General features: G+C 54.4%; 11 protein-coding genes. 2 read left to right on the top strand and 9 right to left on the bottom strand.

Annotated features, from left to right (window positions below; all coding sequences use genetic code 11):
- Nucleotides 1–34 precede the first annotated feature (34 nt).
- The 4 genes from HBA55_RS28665 to HBA55_RS28680 form a co-directional block, all read right to left on the bottom strand.
- On the bottom strand, nucleotides 35–3,568 hold the full coding sequence (locus HBA55_RS28665; RefSeq protein ID WP_166998581.1) for an indolepyruvate ferredoxin oxidoreductase family protein: 3,534 nt from the start codon (nucleotides 3,566–3,568) through the stop codon (nucleotides 35–37).
- Between the two features lie 631 nt (nucleotides 3,569–4,199).
- A complete protein-coding gene (locus HBA55_RS28670) occupies nucleotides 4,200–5,444 on the bottom strand; it encodes an amino acid aminotransferase (RefSeq protein ID WP_166998583.1) in 1,245 nt (414 codons plus the stop codon).
- A gap of 21 nt (nucleotides 5,445–5,465) precedes the next feature.
- Nucleotides 5,466–7,055, bottom strand: coding sequence for a 2-oxo acid dehydrogenase subunit E2 (locus tag HBA55_RS28675; protein ID WP_206020017.1), 1,590 nt, complete (start codon nucleotides 7,053–7,055; stop codon nucleotides 5,466–5,468).
- 14 nt (nucleotides 7,056–7,069) lie between these two features.
- The gene (locus HBA55_RS28680) at nucleotides 7,070–9,223 is read right to left on the bottom strand and encodes an alpha-ketoacid dehydrogenase subunit alpha/beta (protein WP_166998585.1); all 2,154 of its coding nucleotides are present in this window, start codon (nucleotides 9,221–9,223) and stop codon (nucleotides 7,070–7,072) included.
- A 143-nt stretch (nucleotides 9,224–9,366) separates the two neighbouring features.
- Here HBA55_RS28680 and HBA55_RS28685 point away from each other — a divergent pair, with 143 nt between their 5' ends.
- A complete protein-coding gene (locus HBA55_RS28685; RefSeq protein WP_166998587.1) occupies nucleotides 9,367–9,828 on the top strand; it encodes an Lrp/AsnC family transcriptional regulator in 462 nt (153 codons plus the stop codon).
- Between the two features lie 7 nt (nucleotides 9,829–9,835).
- Here the strand turns inward: HBA55_RS28685 and HBA55_RS28690 are convergent, their stop codons facing one another.
- Together HBA55_RS28690 and HBA55_RS28695 are read right to left on the bottom strand one after the other, a co-directional pair.
- Entirely contained in the window at nucleotides 9,836–10,060 is a 225-nt protein-coding gene (locus HBA55_RS28690) for a DUF1272 domain-containing protein (RefSeq protein ID WP_166998589.1), read from the bottom strand.
- A gap of 33 nt (nucleotides 10,061–10,093) precedes the next feature.
- A complete protein-coding gene (locus HBA55_RS28695) occupies nucleotides 10,094–10,723 on the bottom strand; it encodes a DJ-1/PfpI family protein (RefSeq protein WP_166998591.1) in 630 nt (209 codons plus the stop codon).
- A gap of 128 nt (nucleotides 10,724–10,851) precedes the next feature.
- Between HBA55_RS28695 and HBA55_RS28700 the strand changes: the two genes are divergently transcribed.
- Entirely contained in the window at nucleotides 10,852–11,829 is a 978-nt protein-coding gene (locus HBA55_RS28700) for a GlxA family transcriptional regulator (RefSeq protein ID WP_166998596.1), read from the top strand.
- Here the strand turns inward: HBA55_RS28700 and HBA55_RS28705 are convergent.
- The 3 genes from HBA55_RS28705 to HBA55_RS28715 all read right to left on the bottom strand — a co-directional run bounded on the left by HBA55_RS28705 (nucleotide 11,826) and on the right by HBA55_RS28715 (nucleotide 19,043).
- Nucleotides 11,826–15,020 carry a diguanylate cyclase domain-containing protein gene (locus HBA55_RS28705; protein WP_166998604.1) on the bottom strand — a complete coding sequence of 1,065 codons (3,195 nt, stop codon included), beginning with the start codon at nucleotides 15,018–15,020 and terminating at the stop codon, nucleotides 11,826–11,828. The two genes, HBA55_RS28700 and HBA55_RS28705, sit on opposite strands and share 4 nt — an antisense overlap.
- Before the next feature lie 889 nt (nucleotides 15,021–15,909).
- Nucleotides 15,910–17,553: a metallophosphoesterase family protein gene (locus tag HBA55_RS28710; protein WP_166998606.1), complete on the bottom strand. Its 1,644-nt coding sequence runs from the start codon at nucleotides 17,551–17,553 to the stop codon at nucleotides 15,910–15,912.
- Between the two features lie 113 nt (nucleotides 17,554–17,666).
- On the bottom strand, nucleotides 17,667–19,043 hold the full coding sequence (locus tag HBA55_RS28715) for an FAD-binding oxidoreductase (protein ID WP_166998608.1): 1,377 nt from the start codon (nucleotides 19,041–19,043) through the stop codon (nucleotides 17,667–17,669).
- Nucleotides 19,044–19,051: the final 8 nt, after the last annotated feature.

Consider the following 19,051-nt stretch of genomic DNA (forward strand, 5'->3'; position numbering starts at 1 on the left):
TTGCTAAATAATGAGTAATAATTGGTACAGATCACTAACCGGGCAATTGATCGAGGGAAAAATCGACCTGCTGCACGCCAACACCTTCGCGGTGGCCGGTTTCGCCCTGTTCAAAACGCCGTACCATTACCTGCCACCTGCCGCAGACTTCCCGCAGGCTTGCCTGCTTAACGGGGCCGTAGCCACGAATGCCATCGGGCAGGCTGGCGATCTGAGTGGCAAATTCCAGATTGTCAGTTCTCAGCCCCGTCAGGAGTTTCTCGATAGTGGCAAAGTAGCTCTCAATCAGGCGCCGCTCCTGCTTGCGCTCAGGGTGATAGCCGAACACATCAAAGGCGGTGCCGCGCAGACCCTTGAATTTGGTGAGCAGCTTAAAAGCAGCCCCCATCCAGGGGCCAAAACGCAATTTACGCGGCCGGCCGGATTGTTTGTCCTTAGCTGCCAACAATGGCGGCGACAGGTGATACGTCAGCTGATAGTCGCCAGTAAAGGCTTCCTTCAGCTGCTGCTGGAAACGACCATCGCTGTATAATCGAGCCACTTCGTACTCGTCTTTATAGGCCATCAACTTGAAGGCAAAGCGGGCCACGGCACGGCTCAACGTCTCGGAGCCCGGTGCCACTTGCTGCTCTTTGTTATGTACGGTCTGAACCAGTTTTCGATAGCGATTGGAGTAATTCTGATCCTGATAGTCACCCAGAAACTCCACCCGACGCGCCACCATCGCATCGAGAGATATGTCGACGTCGGTTTCTTCGGTGTTGTCCGAGCGCAGAATCTGCTGAAGTTTTGCCGGCTCAGCACAGGCCAATCGTCCGGCATTGAACGCGCGCTTATTGTCGAGAATGGCAACGCCATTCAACTCGATAGCTTGATACAGCGACTCCAATGCCAAAGGAACGGCACCCATTTGCCAGGCGTAACCGAGCATAAAAATATTGGCGGTTGTTGTTGAGCCAAGCGCCTGCTGGGTCAGACCAGTACCGTCCACACGACCCAGTCGCGCACTGCGGGTATCGATCAGGTCCATCATCTGCTGACTTTCATCACCAATATTTTTGCCCAAGACGAAAGCCGATGTCGGCATCACATCAGAATTAATCACCGCCAGGGTTTTGTCTTTATTCAATTTGGACACGCAGGTGGCCTCAACGCTGGCTGCAACCAAATCGCAGGCAATCAACGCATCCGCACTGGCATCGCTGATGCGTACGGCGTGCAATTGGTCATTGTGGTTGGCCAAACGAATATGGGAATACACACTACCGCCCTTTTGTGCCAGACCCGTTTGATCCAGTGTGGTCGCCGCTTTTCCTTCAATATAAGCGGCCATGGACATCAGAGCGCCCACCGTTACCACGCCCGTGCCGCCAATGCCGGTAACCAGAACACTCCAGGGTGTTTCCAGAGACGGCAGGCTGGGTTGCGGCAGCGACTCCCCCAGAGCGATAAAGTCCGCGTCCACGCTTTCGGGCTTGCGCAACTCACCGCCTTCCACCGTTACAAACGATGGACAAAAACCCTTCACGCAGGAAATATCTTTGTTACAGGTAGTCTGATTGATTTGGCGCTTGGTGCCGAACTCGGTTTCCTTTGGCTCCACCGAAATACAATTGGACTGCACGGAGCAATCGCCGCAGCCTTCACACACCAGATCATTGATAAAAGCACGACGTTTAGGGTCCGGCAGCACGCCGCGCTTGCGCTTGCGACGCAATTCCGTGGCGCAGGTCTGATCGTAGAGAATGCAGGTCACGCCCTTAACCTCGCGCAGCTCCCGCTGCACTTCATCCAGCTCATCGCGCTGACGAATCTCGGCATTGGAGGGAAACTGCAACTTGCCGCGATATTTATTCACATCGTCCATCACCACGACCAGCTTTTCGACCCCTTCGGCCAATACTTGGGCGGCGATCATATCCGGCCGCAGTTCGCCATCGTGGGGCTGACCGCCAGTCATAGCCACGGCCTCGTTGTAGAGGATCTTGTAGGTGATGTTCACCTTCGCGGCGATGGACGCACGAATCGCCAACACACCGGAATGGAAGTAGGTACCATCGCCCAGGTTCACAAATACGTGGGGCGTCTCGGTAAAGTGAGACTGGCCAATCCAGCTGACACCCTCACCGCCCATCTGGGTAAAGGTATGAGTATCGCGCTCCATGGTCTGCACCAGGTAGTGACAACCAATACCCGCCAATGCGCGAGAACCTTCAGGCAACTTAGTCGACGTATTGTGGGGGCAGCCGGAACAGAAAAACGGCGAACGCTGAGTTTGCAGTTGGCACTGGTTGGCCAATTCGCGGTTGGTCTTAAGCGTTTCCAACCGGGCCTCAATCACCTCATCGCGATATTCGCCGGGCAGGGCGCGCAACAGCACATCGGCAACAATCGCCGGCGAGAGCTCACCATAAGCAGGTAACAGCGGGTTATCCTGCGAATCCAGTTTGCCGATGATCTTCGGAAAATTAGGATCCACCACCTCGACGTTGTACAGCTCTTCTTTAAGCTGTACCTCCATCAAGCTGCGCTTTTCCTCCACCACAAACAGGTAATCCAACCCCCGGGCAAATTCGCGAATGCCGGCCACATCCAGCGGATAAGTCATGCCGACTTTCAGAATACGAATGCCCAGTGCTTTGGCCTTGGTTTCATCGATGCCCAACTCATCCATCGCCTGCATCAGGTCCAGATGAGCTTTACCGGCGGTGACGATACCCAACTTGGCATCGGGGTTATCGAGTACGACTTTGTTGAGTTTATTCTTACGACAGAACGCCAAGGCGGCGGGCCGTTTGTAACGCCACAGACGCTCCTCCTGAGCCAGAGGTGTATCTCCCAGACGAATGTTCAAACCGCCCTCGGGCATCTCCACATCGTCGGGATGTTCAATCTGTACCCGCTCCGGGTCTACCTCCACTGTCGCGGCGCTGTCCATATTTTCGGTAAGCGTCACCATTGCCACCCAGCAGCCACTAAAACGCGACAACTCAATGCCGTAAAGGCCGTAATCCAACACCTCCTGCACATTGGCCGGATTCAACACCGGCATATGCATATCCACAAACGCAAACTCGCTTTGGCCGGGATAGGAAGAAGACTTACAGCCGTGGTCATCACCGGCGACCACCAACACACCGCCGTTCTCGGAGGAACCGGCGGCATTGCCATGGCGAAACGCATCGGTCGATCTATCCACCCCCGGTGTTTTGCCGTACCAAATGCCACAAACCCCGTCGACTGTCGCGCCCTCGAACAGATTCACCTGCTGGGAACCCCAGACCGCTGTCGCACCCAGCTCTTCGTTAACACCAGGCTGAAACTTGATGTTGTAGTCGTCGAGCAGTGGTTTATTGCGAGTAAGCTGCAAATCGTAACCACCCAGGGGTGAACCTCGGTAGCCGGAAATAAAGACACCGGTGTTCAAGTCCCGGGCGCGGTCACGGCGCATCTGCTCCATGGGCAGGCGCACCAGGGCCTGTATACCGGAGAGCAGAACACGGCCTTTCTCTACGGTGAAGCGGTCGGATAGGGAGATTTTTTTATTTTCCGGGGGGGTGGCAGTCATTAACGGAATATCCTCTGGACCCAATGAATCGGCGATTGGATTGCGCGGTTTGAATTCAGAAAGATTACCGGGGAGAGGGTGTGAATGCTTTGCTTTATCTATTGATAAATATCTGGATATTGTATTTTCATCCTAACATTCATTATCTTTTAGAAATAATTTAGTCGTCAATCAACTAAAACCGAGACTCAGACCACATTCGCAGTGTGCCAATGTTATATGGAATGGCACTCTTCAACTTTATAGGGACTTAGCTATAGCAGGTGTGTGCCATAACCGGTCTTAGAAATTCGCAGGATTGGTACTCTGACGGCGTTGTTTATGCGTAGGGCGGATTAGGCGCTTGCGCCGTAATCCGCCGGTTCTGCCGGTTCTGCCGGTTCTGCCGGTTCTGCCGGAGATGTTCGTTGGCTTCGGCCCGGTTTTTAACACCCTTGAATGTGCCTGTAACAGGTGATTTGTACACGGCCGCCGCCAATTTAAACCTTCGGCGGATCGGTGGATTACGAAGCGCAAAGCGCTTCTAATCCACCCTACGTCGTGCGGTCGTTGCAGACATTATCGAACGCCCATGGTGCCCTGAACCAGGATTATGAACTTCCGGTTATGGCACTCAACAGACTGCCATTCCTTAAATCACCGTTTTTAAAGCCGCAACCAAATAGCCAAGATTATCCGCGTTAATTCCAGACAAATTAATCCGGCTATTACTCGCCATATAAACACTCTTCTCCTGGCGCAGCTTCTCCACCTGCAACTCACTCAGCCCCAAAAACGAGAACATCCCCTGCTGGTGGGCAATATGCCCAAAGCGATCCCGCAGCCCGGCCTCGGTCACCGCCAGATCAAACATGGTCCGCACCGAAGCAATCCGCTCACGAATACGATCCAGCTCAAAGCCCCAGGTTTCCCTAAGCTCAGGCGTGGAGAGAATAATCTTAACCACATTGCCACCATGAGTCGGCGGCACAAAGTAGTAACCACGCACGATATCCAGCGCCTGGCTCTGGCAGATTTCCGCCAGTTTTACGTTGGGCGCAATTACAGAGAAAGTACCTGCCCTCTCACGATAAAGCGCGAAGTTCTTGGAGCAGGACGCGGTAATAATCACCTCCGGCAGTTGATCTGCCAACAGCCGCAGTCCGGCCGCATCCTGATCCAGTCCTTCGCCAAAGCCCTGGTAAGCAATATCCACAAATGGGATAAAACCCTGCTGCTTGGCGAGATCGGCAATGGCTTGCCATTGCTCCAGGGTCAGGTCTGCGCCGCTGGGGTTGTGACAGCAGCCGTGTAGCAATACCACATCACCGGCAGGTACCTTGGCCAGGGTTTCCAGCATGGCGGCAACATTAACTTCGTGACCCGTGTAGTCGTAGTAAGGATATTCTTTTAAAGGCAAGCCGGTACGGGCCAGCAGTGGCTGGTGGTTAACCCAGGTGGGGTCCGGCAGCCATAAGGTGGCATTGGAGTTGCAACGTAAGATAAAGTCCGCCGCGATTCGCAACGCACAACTGCCGCCCGGTGTTTGGATACTGGCGATGCGTTGGTCGGCAAGCACGGGGTGCCGGTCGTCCAGCAACAGTTTTTCAATGGAATCGATAAACACTTCATCACCCCGCGGCGCAATATAGGCCTTGGAATCTTCGGTGTTGACCAGCAGCTGCTCGGCCTGCTTAACCGAGTCCATCACCGGCGCCAGGCCGGCTTCGTCTTTATACACACCAACGCCCAAATCGACTTTGTTGGGATTGGTATCCTGGCGGAACAAAGCACTTAAACCCAGCAAAGGGTCAGCGGGCAACGCCGAGAGTCCACCGGTAAAGCCTCGGGGAATGACGGCATTGGCCGAGGTGTGGACACGCAGAGAATGACTCATGATAACTTCCTCAGGGAGCCCTTACTGGCCCCAGTTTTCAATGGTTTCCACAAACACACTTAAAAATTGATTGGTCTGGAATGCGTCGACGGCACGATGGTCGATGCTCAGGGAGACGTAACACATGGGCTTGATTTGCATTTCGTCCTTGCCGTCCACCTCGGTTACCACCACGCGTTTTTCCAACTTGCCAATTCCCAGAATCGCCACCTGGGGTTGATTGATAATAATCGGCGCGGCAAACAAACTGCCGCTCACACCGTGGTTAGAGATAGTAAAGGTACCGTTCTTCATATCCGCTGGGGTCAGCTTGCCAGCGCGGGCCTTGTCGGTCTGTGCATGCAGCGCCTGGGCGATATCGAACAGTCTTTTCTCCTGTACCCTTTGCACTACAGGCACCACCAAACCATCGTCGCCCAGGGCGGTGCCGACACCGATATTGATGTCGTCAAAAATTTCCAACGCGTGATCGTGGTAGCGGGCATTCATTTGCGGCACCACTTGCATGGCCTTAACGGTGGCCGCCAAAAAGTACGCGGTAAAGGTCAACTTGACACCTTCGTCCGCAAACTCTTTTTTGTGCCAACGGCGGTGTTCAATAATGTTGGACATATCCATTTCGAACACGCTGGTCACGTGAGGCGAGGTGTGCAGCAGGCTCTCCACCATATGCTTGGCGATGGCCTTACGCATCGGCGTATGAGGCACCTCGCGGCTGGGCATGCCACTGGCGGGCAGCGACACTGGCGCGGCGGTTTTCACAGTCTCTACTGTTTCCAAAATACGAGACTGCGGATTTTTCAGGTACGCCAACACATCATCACGTGTCACACGTCCGCGACGACCGGAACCGGTGATCAGATTAATATCCAGATTGTTTTCCCGCAGCAATTTACGCACGGCGGGGCCAACCAGATGGCGAGCACTGTCGGCGTCGGCTTGCGCGTCAGTTGCTGCTGATGGAACAGCGGACTGCGAGGCAGACTGAGTCGCCGCCGTTTGTTGAGCTGCATGAGACGCCACCGGTGCAGCGGCAGCTGAAGCTTGCGGTTGAGCGGCACCCGCACTGCCAATCAGGCCCAACACCGCATCGGGCTGAACCTCATCGCCCGGCGCGTTCGCAACCGAGAGTAAAACGCCACTGGCCGGTGCACATACCTCCATATTGACCTTATCGGTTTCCAACTCAACCAGCGGGTCACCTTCGTTAACGGTTTCACCCACGTCCACCAACCACTGGGCCAGTTTTGCAGCCGTACCCTCCAATTGGTCCGCGGGCAGAACAATCTCAACGGTCTCTGAGGCGGCGTCCGTCGCTGGTTCGATCGCTGCGCTTTCAACATCTGTGGCACCCGCCGTACCACCCTCAATCACACGCAGCTGGCCCAACACAGTCTCAGGCTCCACGTCGTCACCCGCGTGTTTGTTGATCACAGCCAGCTGACCGGTCGCCGGTGCACATACCTCCATGTTGACCTTATCGGTCTCCAACTCAAGAATCGGCTCACCCTCGGTGACCTCAGCGCCGTCTTCAATCAGCCACTGAGAGATTTTGGCGGCGGTGCCTTCCAGCTCGTCTGCAGGCAGTGTGATGTCAATCAATGCTTCCATGATGGTGTCGCCCCTTAAATCTCAATCAGGTCTTGCATGGTGGCAGCAATGCGCTCGATAGACGGTACCGCCGCCTCCAGCAGATGAATATTGTGGGGGCTGGGAATATCCGGGCTACACAGGCGCTGTACCGGCGCGTCCAGATCAAAGAAGGCCTTGTCCGACAGCACCGCAGCAATCTCAGCGCCGAAGCCGGCGGTCATGTTGTCCTCATGTACAATCAGACAGCGGCCGGTTTTCTTAACGGAGGCCAGCACGCAGTCTTCGTCCCAGGGCTGCAACGTGCGCAGGTCGATCACCTCAATGCTCATATCATGGCTTTTGGCCAGGATCTTGGCGGCCTTTTCGCAACGCTCAACCATGGCGCCCCAACAAACCACCGTCAGCTTGTCGCCTTCCATCAAGGTGTTGGCCTTGCCAAAGGGAATTACAAACTCATCGCCAGGGTATGGTCGGCGCGACCAGATATTGTCGAGCAGGTTACGATGCTCAAAGAAAATGGTGGGGTTGTTGTCACGCAACGCGTAGCGCAGCAGACCGGCCGCGTCCTCGGCGTTGGAGGGCATGGCCACCTGCCAGCCCACCTTGTGGGCCCACTCCACTTCGTCGCTCATGGAGTGCCAAGGGTCGCCACGGCGGGCGAAACCGCCGGGCACACGCACCACCATGGGCGCGGCAAACTGATTATTGGTACGCCAGCGCATAATACCGGTATCCGACAGCTGTTCGGCAGCGGGTTCGGCGTACTTGCGGAACTGAATCTCGGGCACAGGCATCAGGCCGGCCAGGGCCATACCCACGGAGCGGCCGATAATACCCTCCTCCGACAGGCTGGTATCAAACACACGCTTATCGCCAAATTTCTCGTTCAGGCCCAGGGTTGCACCGTGAACGCCACCCTTGGGCCCAACGTCCTCACCAAACACCAATACCTTGGGGTTAGTCTCCAGCTCGTGATCCAGCACCTTTCGAATCGCCGTCTGCATATTCAGGCGCGAGCCCTCAGGCTTGGCCTCGGTACTGGAGGCCGGAAAGATATGACCGTCGGCGGCGAGGCCACCGCGCAGCTGAGCTTTGCCCTCCTCGGCAAAAACAAAACGGGTCAGATTCTCGACATTGGGCTCGGGGCGCTGCTTGGCTTTCTCCACCGCCGTTCGCACTTCTTCAAACGCTTGCTCCTCCAGCTCCTGCCACTCATTCACATCCAGAATGCTCTGTTCCAGCAGATAATTGCGCAGCTTGGGCAGCGGGTCGCGGGCCTGCTCCTCAGCGATAAACTCCTCGGACTTATAGGTCTGCGTATCCTGGAAGGTATGGCCACACAAACGGGGCACTCTAAGGCGCAGCAAACAGGGGCCTTCGCCGGAGCGCACATGCTCAACGGCCTCGGCAATCAAACGCGGGGTCAGCTCGGGATCGGTACCGTCGCCATCCACAATCTTCAGGTTTTTGTAAGCGGCCAGATTGGCCACCTGATCACCACCGGGGGTCTGCACCTCTTGAGGTACCGAGATGCCGTAACCGTTATCTTCGATATAAAACAGATGCGGCAGCTTGTTGGTGGTGGAGATATTCAGAGACGCCCAGAAACCACTGGTGGACATGGACGAATCCCCGCCCATGGAGAGACCAATAGCTCCCTGATAGTGACTGTCGTTAAGCTGATCGCGGTGATACGCAATCGACTGGGCCCAACCGGCAATGGGTGAATACTGGGCGCCTACACCGCCGCACATAGGGAACAACATAGCGCCGTTGCGCTCGGGGTTGGGGTAATTGCACACCACGCCAATATCGCGGCCATCACTGTAACTGCCGGACTTGGCCATGGGCGCTGCGACCGCCTCTTCGATATCCAGCCCCAGAGACAACACAAACGGGCGCGAGCGGTAATAGCCGGTGGCGGCGTCGTGGGGATGAGTCAGCATAGAGCCCAACAGAATCTGCGCCAGGTCGTGACCACGGGCGGAGAACTGGTTAAACACCAACTTGGCCGGAACCAACTCCTTTTCCTCAATGGTATCCATCGCACGGGACAACAGCAGCAGGTACGCCACCCGGGGCCAATCCACGACGGTATCGCGACCGCCTTCACGGCTCGCGTAGCCGCTCAGTAAACCACCACCTATCTCTTTGTATTTATTAGGGTTTTTAATATCTGTACGCATGTGATTGCCAAATCCCGCTCATATGGAAAACATTTGAGCAGTTTATCCCTGCAACAGGGAAATTAATTTGCGTATTTCATGAATATCGGGCTATCTTAGAAAGGAAATTTCTTAAACTGACGAATTTTGAAAGGAGATTTCCAATGGCCTTGGACCGATACGATCGTGCCATTTTACAGGCACTACAACGCGACGGCCGCCTCTCCAACCGCGATCTGGCCGAACGGGTGGGTCTCTCCGCCGCGCCCTGCTGGCGGCGGGTAAAACGGTTGGAGGACGAGGGCTACATCCGCAACTACATTGCTCTGCTTAACCCCCAAAAGCTGGACCTGACGGTATTTGCCTTTGCGGAAATCTCCCTGGATAACCACCACGCTGACACCCTGGAGGCGTTTAACGAGGTGGTACAGTCATCGCCGGAGATTCTGGAGTGCCACTCGGTGAGTGGCTCGTTTGATTATTTGCTGAAGATTGTGGAAAAGGATATGCAATCTTATGAGCATTTTCTGAGTGGTACTCTTTTACAGGTACCTGGGATTCGGTCGGTGAGTACGATGTTCTCATTGAAGCAGGGAAAGGTTACGCGGGAGCTACCTATGAATTGAAAGCCGCTCACTTCCCCAGCAACATTCCCTTCAGCTGCTTTGCCGCCACCTCCAGCGGCTTTTTCATCCGTCTTGGTCGAGCCAGCAGCTCCCCGGCGCAATTCGGGCACACATGATCCATCGAGCTGGCGCACCCTGCACAGAAGGTGCATTCGTAGGAGCAGATGTACGCCAGCTCCCGCTCGCCGGTGTCGGCGTTGCACTTTTCACATTGACACTTCATTTTCAGCATGGCCGTTCCCTCTCGCGGAAGTTTTGTTGGTCTCTATTGCGTCTCGGCGCGGCGCTGCAGCGCCAATTGCATGATGTGAGCCGGAGCGGTTTCCGGTGAGCCCGCATTGAATGGCGGCTCTGGCTGGTATTCGATCACCAGCTGCAGTAGCTGGGCAAAGTCTTCGCCCGCCAATTGAGCCAGCAACGTCAGCCCCATATCGATGCCGGCCGAGACTCCGGCTGCAGTGATGTATTTACCACTCTCTACCACGCGGTCGGTGGAGACCTCCGCCCCCAGCTCCGCCAGAGTTTCGCGCATGGCCCAGTGGGTGGTGGCCTGGCGGTTGTGAAGCAGTCCCGCCGCTGCCAGCAGTAGGGAGCCAGTGCAGACGCTGGCGGTGCGCTGGGTGGTGGCGTCGATTTTACGCAACCATGCCAGAGTGGCTTCGCTTTCCATGGCTTTTAGGGTTTCTGAGCCACCGGGTATCAGCAGCAGGTCGGCGCTGTCGATCTGGTCGATGCTGTACTCCGCCACTAGCTCAATGCCGGTGTCGGTTTTGACCGGGCCGACCGTTTCAGCCACCACTTTGACAGTGGTATCGGGAATGCGGGACAGCAGTTCGTGAGGGCCGATCAGGTCCAGTGCTGTCATGCCTGGATAGAGAAAGACAACCATTTGCATTGCTGTGACTCCTTCTTTCAAAGACAAAGTGGGCAAGAGATAAGCACAGCTTAGTCTCTGACCGCACTTGCAGAAATGACAATAAGCGACTAAATTCTGCCAACCACCAATTTACCCGGTTTACTTTCATGCCAGTTAACAACGTTCAGAGGCGCATTATCCTGTTGGTCTACCCCGGTTTTGAATTGCTGGATCTTTCCGGGCCTGTGTCTGTGTTTGGCAATACCAATGACCGAATTGCTCAGCCCCACTATGACATCCGCGTGGTTTCCGCCGAAGGTGGCCTGGTCCGCAGCGATTCCGGGGTGGAGGTGGCCAGCCAGCCTATTCAGGGGATGCGGGTCACCAAGCGGGATACGGTGTTGGTTACCGGCGCCAACCGGGAGTTCCTGCCCGCGGCCATGGAGCATCCGCAGCACCAGGGATTGATGCGCAGTGCGGCCAAACATGCAGAGCGTTGGGGGTCAGTATGTTCCGGTACGTTTGTGCTGGCGGCGACGGGGCTACTGGACCACCGTCCTGCCACCAGCCATTGGGCGGCCTGCCAAATTTTGGAGGAAATGTTTCCGAATATTCAGTTGAATGCCGATGCCCTGTATGTGCGTGATGACCGCCTGTGGACATCGGCCGGAGTAACCACCGGTATTGATATGAGCCTGGCGATGGTACGCCAGGACTTGGGCAATAAGGTGATGGGAGATGTCGCCCGAGGGCTGGTGGTGTATACCCACCGACCGGGGAATCAATCGCAGTTTAGTGGGCTTTTGCAGACGCAGTTAAACCAGGGTCGAGAATTTAATGAGCTACTGAGCTGGCTCGACAGCCAGTTGCACGCAAGTATTCGGGTGGAGGATATGGCGGCGCGGGCGGGTTTGTCTGAGCGCAGTTTTCATCGCAAGTTTACTGCGGCTGTGGGCGTAACGCCGGCGAAGTATTTAGAGGTGCAGCGATTAGAGCGTGCCAAACAGCTACTCGAAGGTGGCCGGGCGATTAAGGCCGTGGCGGGCGATGTGGGATTTCGCTCCGAGGCAGCCTTTCGCAAGGCGTTTCAGACCCGTTATGGTCTGACTCCCTCAATGCATAAAACCATGCACGCTGCGAGTTAGTCGGGGGCCGCTCTCACGCAGTTTCGTCCGGAGGCTTTCGCCTCGTAGAGTGCCTGATCGGCGGCTTTTAAAAGCTGATCTGGCGTGTCGTTGATTTCCGGCTGCAGGGTTGCCACTCCGCAGCTGACGGTAAGATGCGGGAGCGAAACGCCCTTGGGAGACGGGATAGCGAGGTCTTCAACCGATTCGCGAATATGTTCCGCCAAAATTTGTGCCGGCTCCGCTTTCAGATTTGAAATCGTCGCAACGAACTCTTCGCCACCGTAGCGGGCGAAGAGTTCGTTGGCGCGTTTAAAAAAAGTACCTATCCGTTGTGCAACCCGTTTCAGGTATTCGTCGCCTTCGGCGTGGCCAAAGGCATCGTTATAATGCTTGAAGTGATCGATGTCGATAAAGATAACCGTTATCGGAAAATGTTCCCGTTTGGATCGCCGAAATTCCGAATGAATTCGCAAATCAAAAAAGCGCCGATTGGCAACACCCGTGAGTGCGTCCATGGTCGCCAGGTCCTTTAACTTTTTGTTGGACTTGAGCAGGAGTTTTTCCGAGCGTTTCAGAGCCTCTTCATATTTTCTTCGCTCGATCGCATTAACCAACATGTTGCCAAACAGCTGAAACAGTGCCAAGTCATCATTACTCCAATCCTTGTAATGATTAGCGGTGGACAAGCCCAAAACGGCGTGTAACTTCATGCCGTAGTTGACGGGAACAATCGCGATGGACTTTGTTTGCAATCGCTCCAGTTTTCGTCGGTCTTCGTTGGCTTCTGCTGGCAGGTTCTTTATGTCGGGGTAGTAAATCAGGTTCTTCTTTTTAGCCTGCCCGAGAATCCATGGAAATTCTGACACTTGAAACACTTCGCGCTTGGGCACAACCGGCTCGACGCCATCGCTCAGCCATTCGTGATTCTTAATAAAGGAGCGTTCGTCTTCAAGCACCTCCACAAAGTTGCAACGCTCTGCACCGCAATATTCACCCACGGATTTAAGAGCGTCGTAAATTCCAATATCAAAATCTTCAATTGGCAGATTGATAAATTTTGTGGAAAAGCTGGCCACGATCATCTCGAAATTGGCTTTGTGCTCCAGCTGAGCGGTACGTTCATTGACCAGGTTTTCCAGATTGGCTTTTTGTTGCTCTAGGGCGGCTTCGGCGGCTTGCCGGGCCTCGTGCCCCAGGGCCTCCCTGATGGCCAGTTCGAGATATTCGGCCACCTCGCGAGTTGCCAGAATTTCGTGTTCCTTCCAATGGTGCGGCGCATGGCTGTCCAAGCAAATCAACCCCACCAACCCTTCGGAGTGCAGTAGTGGTACATCCAGTACGGCAGCGGTATTACCTAGCTGCATACTTTCTTGCAGTGAATCGAAGCGGGGGTCAATCGATACATCCTGGACGACCAGTGCTTGTTGTCTTTGCAGCTGATTTAAATAGTCCGGCGCTATGGTCAGGTCTGCTTCCTGACCCTCTATGCTTGGCATGGCGTCCGGCGTAAAACAGACGGCGACCTTGAGCACCCCCCGGGTGGAGATGGTGGCATAAGAGGCTCGAAATTCCGGGAACTTTTTAAACAGTCTGGATAAGGTAATCATGATCACTTCTTGAGTGGACATTCCGGCTTTGATGCTGCTGGCGATACCGTTGATCAGTGCCAGGCGCTCGCTGGTCTGTTGTAAATTGAGCTCGGCCTGTCGCCTTTCGATTGACTCCATGGCCAGGGACACAAAGTTGGCGACGGAGGTGGCAAAATGTACCTCTTCTGAAGTCCACTTTCGAATCGGGCCGACATGCTCATGGCAAACCACACCCACCACTTTCCCTTTGTGACGAATCGGTATGTCCAGCATGGAGGTGATGCCCTGAGGGCGAAGATAACTGTGGTCAAAGTCGTTGGTACGGGGATCGGTTCGAGCGTCATCGGCGACGATGGTTTTTTCCTCTGCGAGCGCGTCGAAGTAATTGGGGTAGTCCTCAGAGCGAAGTTCTGTGCCTCTGGAGTGTTTCCCCAATCCAAGTTCAAACAACTCGACACATCGAATCAGTTGACGGTCGTCTGATTGAAACCAGGCGCTGACTCTCTCCACATCCATTGACCTGGCAGCAGTTTCCGTAATTACCTCCAGGGATTTCGTCAGACTGGTGGTCGACAAATGTGTATTGCGCGCAAGTTCAGAGAGGGCCTCATTGTACCTTAGCAGGGTCTCCTCCGTGGATTTGATGGTATTTTCCTTTTGCAGTACGGAGTGGGCCAGATTTCTCTCTTTAGCCAGCTGGTTCACCCGCCAGCGATAAAAAGACAGTGCCAGCAGCAGTGTTGCCAAAACGCCGATGGTCACAGTCGGAGCCACCGTCAGTAAACTCACCGAATATGCCGAACGCTGGGGGGTGACTTCCACTTGCCAGCGCCTCTGCATGAGCGAGAATTCCGATTGATAAAGCCGCGAGGGATTATCAACCGGGGGAGCCTCTTGATAGGCGTGGTTGCCATCGCTGCTATGATAGTAAAGGAAGCTCTCCGCGTTAGAGACATCTTTATCACGCAACAGGATATTCAGCGGCAACCTCTGTTGGTTATCAAGCGCCGTTTGTACCAGATCATTGACTCGGAATACGCCCAGCGTTAACCCTCTTAATCCAGGCAGCCTTTCCTCATAGGAGGCCGCCAGATCTTGTGAATCGAAAACAGGGTGAAATACCAGTAACCCCGATTGTTTGCTATGATCCTGGATCAGGTGTATACGACTGCTGGAGACGGATTTTCCGGAAACTACGGCGCGTTTGATGGCCTGTTCGCGGAAGGGTACCGCTGAGGGTGAAAGCCCAAGTGCTTTCTCGTTACCGAGATAGGGCTCCACGTAATACACCGGGAAAAGGATATCCTGTTCTCTGGCGGTGAATACGTTACCCGCTTCATCACGATCGGTAAATTCGAACTCCGGGAAGCTTTGTCTTGCTCGCTGTTCGAAGTCGTTGCGCGTTGCGGCGGTTACCTTGGGAACCCACTCCAAGGCCTGGATACCACGATGATGTCTGAGTTTGGTATCACTGAAGGTTCGAAACTGCTCTCTGGTCACTTGATCAGAGGATTGAAACAAGGCCGCCAGGTCCTCCACCACGTGTTCACTCAACTCAAACTCTCTTTTGACCGCATTGGCATAAACCATTGCGTGTCGATCGAAACGGCTGCTTGTCAACGTGGATTCTTGACGGTAGTGGGATAGTGATAAGACAACAGTGATCCCTAATCCCGCTAAGGAGATCAATAAGGATGCGAGAAATGCTCTGCTGTTTTCAGCACCAAGCAACGGATGTTCTCCTTGCGTCAGGAGATCAGATCAACCTTCAGTCCTATATAATATTTCAGCATAGCAAGCCGCGCTCATATTAAAATGTGCGGGTCTGAAATTTTTTGGATAACCCTGTTTTTAGTAAGGTGTCGCTATAAACCGAGACCGGCTTGATATCAAAAGGTTACATAAAGCGCTGATAGACTGAGGCCCATGAGCATTCTGCCGTAACCAGGGAAGCTCTGGAGGCGAGGAGAGCCTGTTCATTTTTATTTGGATCTTCAGCAACATTTGTGGGTTGTTTGGATTTAGACTATGGCGGTAAAGTGCCATAACCGGAAGTTCATAATCCTGGTTCAGGGCACCATGGGCCTTCGATGATGTCCGCAACGGCCGCACGAGGTAGGGTGGATTAGAAGCGCTTTGCGCTTCGTAATCCACCGATCCGCCGAAGGTTTAAATTGGCGGCGGCCGTGTACAAATCACCTGTTGCAGGCACATTCAAGGGTGTTAAAAACCGGGCCGAAGCCAACGAACATCTCCGGCAGAACCGGCGGATTACGGCGCAAGCGCCTAATCCGCCCTACGCATAAACAACGCCGTCAGAGTACCAATCCTGCGAATTTCTAAGACCGGTTATGGCACTTTACGGCCCGCCCGATCCCTCCCAATGCTTGCTGTAATTAACGCTCAAATAGAAAAGTTCGATCTTCAATATGAACAGCTGGAACTTCAATAAGTTAAACATCTTTCCGTGCAAATTATTGCCTCGAGTTCTTCGGAGCAACCTATTATTCTAACCAAGGCGTTTAACCTCAAAACTGTAGGACGGCTGCAGTTGGTCTATATCTTCCACGGGTTGGGGCGGGAGCCAGTTAAACATATCGAATACCAGTTTATCGGCAGTAACATCAATGAGGGAAAAGCCATTGTTCTCCAATGGTTTTAGGAGCTCCTTGACATCGAGATCCGACGGCACCTGGGCACCTATGCCGCGATACTGCGTGGGAAATCCCGGCCCGGAGCTTCCGAGCGGGCCGACGCAGAAACTGTGAATCGGGTTATCGCCAAAATCCAGCTCACCGCTGCGGGCAATTTGGCCGTAGGAAAGCGCGTGGAGATCACCTGATGCGATCACCGGTGTACGCTTTTTCTGAGCTTGTAACATTTTTAAAATGCGCTGGTGTTGCGACCACCAGCCTCGTGGCCAATAGGGCTTTGGTTTCTCTTGCCCCAATGAGCCATCACTCTGACGAATATCCGGGTACCACTCGCCCCATTTACCGGCGGACCATCCGATAGGTGTCGAGGGAATATGGAGCAAATGCCGGGTGTCTTCCGTCGCGGTGCGATCCGCGAGCCACTGTTCGGTGTTGGGCGGAAAGACGAAGGCGCTTTCTCCATCGATGCTGCAGTAGCGTTTGGTGTCATACATCAATGCTTCGAGCAGTTTGCCGTAACGCAAGGTACCATAAACTTCTGACAGGCCGGCACTGCGATCCGGACTGTTGCAACCGGATAATGATTGTGGTCGGTTGGCGTCGGGCAGAAATTCCGGGTAGTAGAGATATTGGGTTGTGCGAGCCGAAGCCAGCATATGTTGGTCGGGCGGCAGCGTAATAAAGTCGTCGTTGGCTTCGTCATTTTCAAACATGTCGTGGTCGTCGGTCAACATAAACACTGGCGTTGAACGAAACCGAACGCCGTATAAATAGGCGATTTGGGGGTCGACGATGCGAGTCAGTATTTCCTCGTTAGGGGAACCCAGCATGGGCAATTTCGGGTCCAGGGAGCCATATTCTTTGAACAGTTCCAGCCAGGGGGTTTTAAAGGCATCGGGTTTGTTGTGAACGGTGCGTTGATCCCAGTAGATATGGTCGCCATTGGAGATAACCACATCCGGGTTAAAGTCCATTCCCCTTTGCAGCAAACGATGGCGGGCTGCCATCGGCAGAAAAAACGGTGTGCCGTTGTCCATACGCAGTGCTTCGTTGCCACCGGCGCAGGTGTAAGCGAGGATGCGGAGTTGGTCCGGTGTAGCGTCGGGATGTGGAAAGGTTTTCAGCGGCCAGGGATCGGTAAGCGCTTTGCCGGTTCTGTCTTGCAACTGTAGTTCGTATTGTCTGCCCGCTTGCAGACCCGCAGCGTGGAATTGCCAGAAACGCCCCAGGGTGTCGCTGGGGCGACCGGCGACCTTACGGCCATCGATACTGAGGTAAGGGGTGACATCTTGTGCGCGAACAAATGAGGTCTTTATGAGTAGCTGTTCGTGGTTGACCAATGGGATCAAGTGGGCGAGCTCGCCTTGGTTCCAGGTGTCTTGAGACTCTGAAGCGGATGATGTCAGTTCTGCGCACGCCGGCAGCATGGCCAGGGATGTGGAGGCGGCTGCCAATTGCAGGAGTTTGCGTCTGGTAAGTAGTGTTTCAAATTCGCTCATTATTTCGGCTCACAATAGTAGTACTTTTTATTCCTGAAGCTTCGTCGCTCGGCATTGGGTGAATTACGCTTCGCTATTCCACCCAATGGTCCTCAGTGAAAACTCAATGTTGCTCATATTACTCGCCCCGGATTCAAAATTTGTTTGGGGTCGAGCGCCAGCTTTAGCGTTTTCATAAGCGCTATCTCCTGCTCTGTTCTGCAATAACCCAAATAGGGCTTTTTCAATACGCCTATGCCGTGCTCTGCGGAAATGGAACCTGAAAACTCGCCCGTAAGGCTTAGTACTTTTTGGCTGATCCAATCTTTGTCCTCTGCCCTGCCCGTGCCTGCACACACGTGCAGATTACTGTCGCCGATATGGCCAAACACCAACAGCGTCAGTTGCGGATGGGTTTGGCGAAGCTCGCTCTCCGTGCGTTGCAAAAAATCTGGAATCTGTGCGATCGGTAAACTGATATCCAAATTGGCGACCGGCCCCAGCAGCGGCAGTAAATCGGCAATGCCATCGCGAATGTTCCAGAACGTCTCTGCCTCCTTGAGTGACTGGGCGATGACGGCGTCTGTGACCAGCTCCGCTTCGATGGCCTCGTACAGTGCCTGTTCAAATATTTCCCGCGAGTTATCTCGGTCATTGTCTTGGTATTCGATCAGCGCATAGAGAGGATGTTGCTCTGCAAACGGACTCTGCAAGTGTTCAACGCTGTCCACAACGGTATCGAAATAGTTGGCCCACATCAGTTCGAAGGAGTTCATGCCGCCATTCAAACCGCTGCCGCAATAGCGTAGCAATGAGGTGGCGCTGGCGTAATCAGGCAAGGCCACCAATGCCGTGCGGGTATTGCAGTTGTGCGGGTATAACCGCAACACTACTTTGGTGACAACGCCGAGTGCTCCTTCGCTGCCGATAAACAGGTGCTTGAGGTCAAAGCCTGAGTTGTTCTTTAGCATTTTGTTCAGCGAGGAAATGACGGTGCCATCGGCCAGTACTGCCTCCACACCCAAGACCAGCTCGCGGGTCATGCCGTAGCGAATCACCTGGGTGCCACCGGCATTGGTGGCGACGTTGCCGCCGATGGTGCAGCTGCCGCGGGCACCGAGATCAAGGGGCAGGTAAAAGCCTGCGTCGCGGGCGGCCTCTTGCAGTGTTTGCAGCGGTGTGCCGGCCAGAGCGGTAAGTGTCATGGATTCGGTATCGAGCTCTTCAATTCCTACCAGGCGTTCGAGCGAGATTGCCACTTCACCGGTTTGGGGCGTAGCTCCGCCGGATAAGCCCGTCAGACCACCTTGTATAACCACCGGTTGATCGTGTTGGTGACAAAGTTGCAGAATGCTGCACAGCTCCTCAGTGGAGGATGGCCTTAGCAGCGCCTGTGGCGCACAGGGGGAAACGCCACTCCAGTCACCGTGGTGGTGTTCGCCGATCTCATCTCCGCTTCGAACGGTCGCTGGATTCAGCAGTTGATTTAACACATCGATTGTTATCGCCATTACTTCAC

The organism is Pseudomaricurvus alkylphenolicus (genome assembly GCF_011683955.1).
Lineage (GTDB): Bacteria > Pseudomonadota > Gammaproteobacteria > Pseudomonadales > Cellvibrionaceae > Pseudomaricurvus > Pseudomaricurvus alkylphenolicus.

Excerpts from the sequence above, each read along its gene's own strand:
- HBA55_RS28690 (WP_166998589.1), bottom strand. The coding sequence starts at position 10,060 with ATGCTGAAAATGAAGTGTCAATGTGAAAAGTGCAACGCCGACACCGGC.
- HBA55_RS28710 (WP_166998606.1), bottom strand. The coding sequence starts at position 17,553 with ATGAGCGAATTTGAAACACTACTTACCAGACGCAAACTCCTGCAATTG.
- HBA55_RS28680 (WP_166998585.1), bottom strand. The coding sequence starts at position 9,223 with ATGCGTACAGATATTAAAAACCCTAATAAATACAAAGAGATAGGTGGT.
- HBA55_RS28700 (WP_166998596.1), top strand. The coding sequence starts at position 10,852 with ATGCCAGTTAACAACGTTCAGAGGCGCATTATCCTGTTGGTCTACCCC.
- HBA55_RS28695 (WP_166998591.1), bottom strand. The coding sequence starts at position 10,723 with ATGCAAATGGTTGTCTTTCTCTATCCAGGCATGACAGCACTGGACCTG.
- HBA55_RS28665 (WP_166998581.1), bottom strand. The coding sequence starts at position 3,568 with ATGACTGCCACCCCCCCGGAAAATAAAAAAATCTCCCTATCCGACCGC.
- HBA55_RS28670 (WP_166998583.1), bottom strand. The coding sequence starts at position 5,444 with ATGAGTCATTCTCTGCGTGTCCACACCTCGGCCAATGCCGTCATTCCC.
- HBA55_RS28715 (WP_166998608.1), bottom strand. The coding sequence starts at position 19,043 with ATGGCGATAACAATCGATGTGTTAAATCAACTGCTGAATCCAGCGACC.
- HBA55_RS28675 (WP_206020017.1), bottom strand. The coding sequence starts at position 7,055 with ATGGAAGCATTGATTGACATCACACTGCCTGCAGACGAGCTGGAAGGC.
- HBA55_RS28685 (WP_166998587.1), top strand. The coding sequence starts at position 9,367 with ATGGCCTTGGACCGATACGATCGTGCCATTTTACAGGCACTACAACGC.